At 58.6% G+C, this 3,418-nt stretch carries 3 protein-coding genes and 1 pseudogene; all 4 read left to right on the forward strand.

Going from position 1 to position 3,418, the window contains the following annotated elements; translation table 11 throughout:
• Positions 1–1,110: pseudogene (locus APH36_RS29425) on the forward strand (SulP family inorganic anion transporter); the annotation flags it as partial.
• A 14-nt stretch (positions 1,111–1,124) separates the two neighbouring features.
• Positions 1,125–1,976, forward strand: a complete 852-nt coding sequence (locus tag APH36_RS29430; protein WP_028692952.1) for a universal stress protein — start codon at positions 1,125–1,127, stop codon at positions 1,974–1,976.
• A gap of 5 nt (positions 1,977–1,981) precedes the next feature.
• Positions 1,982–2,335 carry a TraR/DksA C4-type zinc finger protein gene (locus tag APH36_RS29435; protein ID WP_028692953.1) on the forward strand — a complete coding sequence of 118 codons (354 nt, stop codon included), beginning with the start codon at positions 1,982–1,984 and terminating at the stop codon, positions 2,333–2,335.
• Positions 2,336–2,380: 45 nt separating this feature from the next.
• On the forward strand, positions 2,381–3,343 hold the full coding sequence (locus APH36_RS29440; RefSeq protein ID WP_028692954.1) for an SdiA-regulated domain-containing protein: 963 nt from the start codon (positions 2,381–2,383) through the stop codon (positions 3,341–3,343).
• Positions 3,344–3,418: the final 75 nt, after the last annotated feature.

Below are 3,418 nucleotides of genomic sequence, written 5' to 3' on the forward strand. Positions count from 1 at the left end.
ACTGGCGATCCTGATTTTCATGGCTCAGCTGCCCGAGCTGACCAATGTCACCTGGCACGTCTACGCCATGACAGCCGCAGGCCTCGGCATCATCTACCTATTTCCCTATATCCCCAGGATCGGCAAGCTCATCCCATCGCCACTGGTGTGCATCATCGTGCTGACCGCAGTCGCCATGTCGGTTGGGCTGGATATCCGCACGGTCGGTGATATGGGGGAACTGCCGGATACGCTGCCAATCTTTCTCTGGCCTGACGTGCCGCTGACGTTCGAGACGTTGGCCATCATCTTCCCTTACTCGGCAGCGCTGGCCGTGGTCGGTCTGCTGGAGTCGATGATGACCGCGACTATTGTCGACGACCTGACCGACACCCCCAGCGACAAGAACCGCGAGTGCAAGGGCCAGGGCGTGGCCAACATTGCTTCGGGTCTGATCGGCGGTATGGCCGGCTGCGCGATGATTGGTCAGTCGATCATCAACGTGAAATCCGGCGGTCGTTCTCGTCTGTCCTCCCTGGCCGCAGTGTATTCCTGCTGCTGATGGTGGTGTTCCTCGGCGACTGGCTGAAGCAGATCCCGATGGCTGCGCTGGTGGCAGTGATGATCATGGTGTCCATCGGCACCTTCAGTTGGGATTCGCTGCGCAACCTGAAGAAGCACCCGTTGTCGACCAACATTGTCATGGTCGTCACCGTTGTGGTCGTGGTGGCCACCCACAACCTTGCCTTCGGCGTGTTGGCCGGCGTGCTGCTGGCCGCGATGTTCTTCGCCAACAAGGTTGGCCATTACATGGCGATCAGTTCTTCGCTGGACGAATCCGGCGAGCATCGTAGCTATAACGTCACTGGCCAGGTGTTCTTCAGCTCGGCAGACAAGTTCGTCGCGGCCTTCGACTTCAAAGAAGCCCTGAACAAGGTAACCATCGACCTGAATCGCGCCCACTTCTGGGATATCACCGCAGTTGCTGCCCTGGACAAGGTGGTTATCAAGTTCCGCCGCGAAGGCACCGAAGTTGAAGTGTTAGGTCTCAACGAAGCGAGCGCCACTATCGTGGATCGATTCGGAGTTCACGATAAACCCGACGCCATTGATCAACTCATGGGCCACTGAGAAGGAGAACAACGATGACCCAAGTAATTGCCTGTATCGACGGTTCCACCTCGGCTCCAGCTGTGTGCGACTACGCAGCCTGGGCCAGTCTGAGCCTGGAAGCCCCGCTGACCTTCTTGCATGTGCTGGATCAGCGCCAGTACCCAGTTGCGGCCGACTTGAGTGGCAATATCGGCCTTGGCAGCCGCGAGCATCTGCTCGATGAGCTTGCTTCCCTGGATGAACAGCGCGGTAAGTTGGCCCTGGAGCAGGGGCGGATCATGTTAACGGCCGCGAAAGAGCGGGCCATGACGGATGGTGTGACCGCGCCGGAGTCCAAGCAACGTCATGGCGATCTGCTGGAAAACCTGCAAGAGCTGGAAAGCGAAACGCGCCTATTGGTCATCGGTCGCCAAGGCGAGTCTAGCGGCGGTCTGAGTCAGCATGTCGGAAGCCAGCTGGAGAGCGTGATTCGTATCATGCACCGGCCAATCCTGGTCACCCCGGCCAACTTCCAAAAGCCCGAGAGCGCGATGCTGGCCTTCGATGGCAGCGCTACTACCCGCAAGGGTGTGGAGATGCTGGCGGCCAGCCCCCTGCTGAAGGGGCTGCCGATCCACCTGGTGATGGTTGGGCCAGTGAACGACGAATCGTCCGCGCAGCTGGACTGGGCGCAGAAAGTGCTGCTCAACGTCGGATTCACTGTTCGCGCCGAGACCCTGAACGGCGAGATAGAGCCTACCTTGCACGCCTATCAGAAAGAGCACGGCATCGACCTGCTGGTGATGGGGGCCTACGGTCATTCGCGCATCCGTCAGTTTCTGGTCGGCAGCACCACGACCAGCATGCTGCGCACCACCACTGGCCCACTGTTGCTGCTGCGCTAACGGCCATGGACGACGCCCTCGATCTTGCCCATTTCAAGACCCTACTGGAACAGCGGGCTGCCGAGCTGGATCGGTTGCTGGAAGACGCTGAGTCTCGCTCGCAATCGGTGGAGTTGGATCAAAGCAAGGTAGGGCGTCTGTCGAGGATGGACGCACTCCAGCAGCAAGCGATGAACGATGCCATCCGCAGTCGGGCGCAGCATGAACGCGTCCGCCTCCAGCTGGCCCTCAAGCGTTGGCACGAGGGCGAGTATGGCTGGTGTAACCAATGCGGCGAGTTGATCGCCTCGGGCCGCCTGGAATTCGATCCGGCCACGCCGTTGTGCATCACCTGTGCGAGCCGCGCCGAGTCGGATTGAAACCATGACAGCTCGTGACGTCAGTCCCAATTAACGAGGCTTCTAATGTATTTGATGGCTAAAAACTGGTTGGGCCGAACACAGAAAACAAGTGCCTGGATGTGGGCACTGCTGTGCTTTGTATTGCTTACCGTATTCCAAGTCCGCACCCATCACCTTGATGATCGGTTGTACTTCTGGATCAAGACCCACTGGCACACCGACGATTGGCAGGAGCGCTCTGTGTGGCTGCCTGACTATCGGGTTGAGCTCGATGCTAAGCCGGTTCCCGGTGTGGACAACAACCTTTCGGGCCTGACCTTCGACCCTGACCTGAACCTGCTATGGGCGGTTACCAACGGCCCAAACGAACTATTGGCCCTCAGTCGTGACGGTGACGTGGAAAGGCGCTATAGCCTGGACGGTTTCCACGATGTGGAGGCGGTGTCCTATGCCGGCAACGGCCAACTGGTAATCGCCGAGGAGCGCCGGCAGAGCCTTGTTATCGTGGATGTCCCCCTCGCCGAAGGCAGTAAGCTTTCTCCCGGTCGCTCATTGAGCCGAGACCAGTATCCAGCTCTGACCTTGGCACTTGGCAAGGCGGACAACAAAGGCCTTGAAGGGCTCGCCTACGACCTGAAAGGTGATCGCTTGTTTGTGACCAAGGAGCGTGACCCTCGCCAATTGCTGGAAGTGGGCGGCCTTCGTGCCAGCCTGGCAGGAGGTTTTTCCCTGCACGTGCGCGACCTGTCCAACTTGGTAAAGGACAAGGTATTTGCCACTGACTTGTCTTCGGTCGTCTTCGATCAACAGAGTGGCCACCTGATATTGCTCAGCGACGAGTCGAAACTGCTGATTGAAATCACCGATGAGGGCAAGGTGGTGAGTTTCCGCTCCTTGGCGAGGGGGTTTGCTGGTTTGCTGAAAGGCATACCCCAAGCCGAAGGCGTAACCATCGACGATGAAGGGTATTTGTACGTGGTCAGCGAGCCGAACTTGTTCTATCGCTTTACCCGCGAGACAGACTGACCAGTCAACAAGCTACAGTCAGGCGTGGCCGGGACGCTTGAACTGTTAGCGTGCGATTTTTACGAATTCTGCGGG

This window comes from Pseudomonas sp. NBRC 111133 (assembly GCF_001320605.1).
Lineage (GTDB): Bacteria > Pseudomonadota > Gammaproteobacteria > Pseudomonadales > Pseudomonadaceae > Aquipseudomonas > Aquipseudomonas monteilii.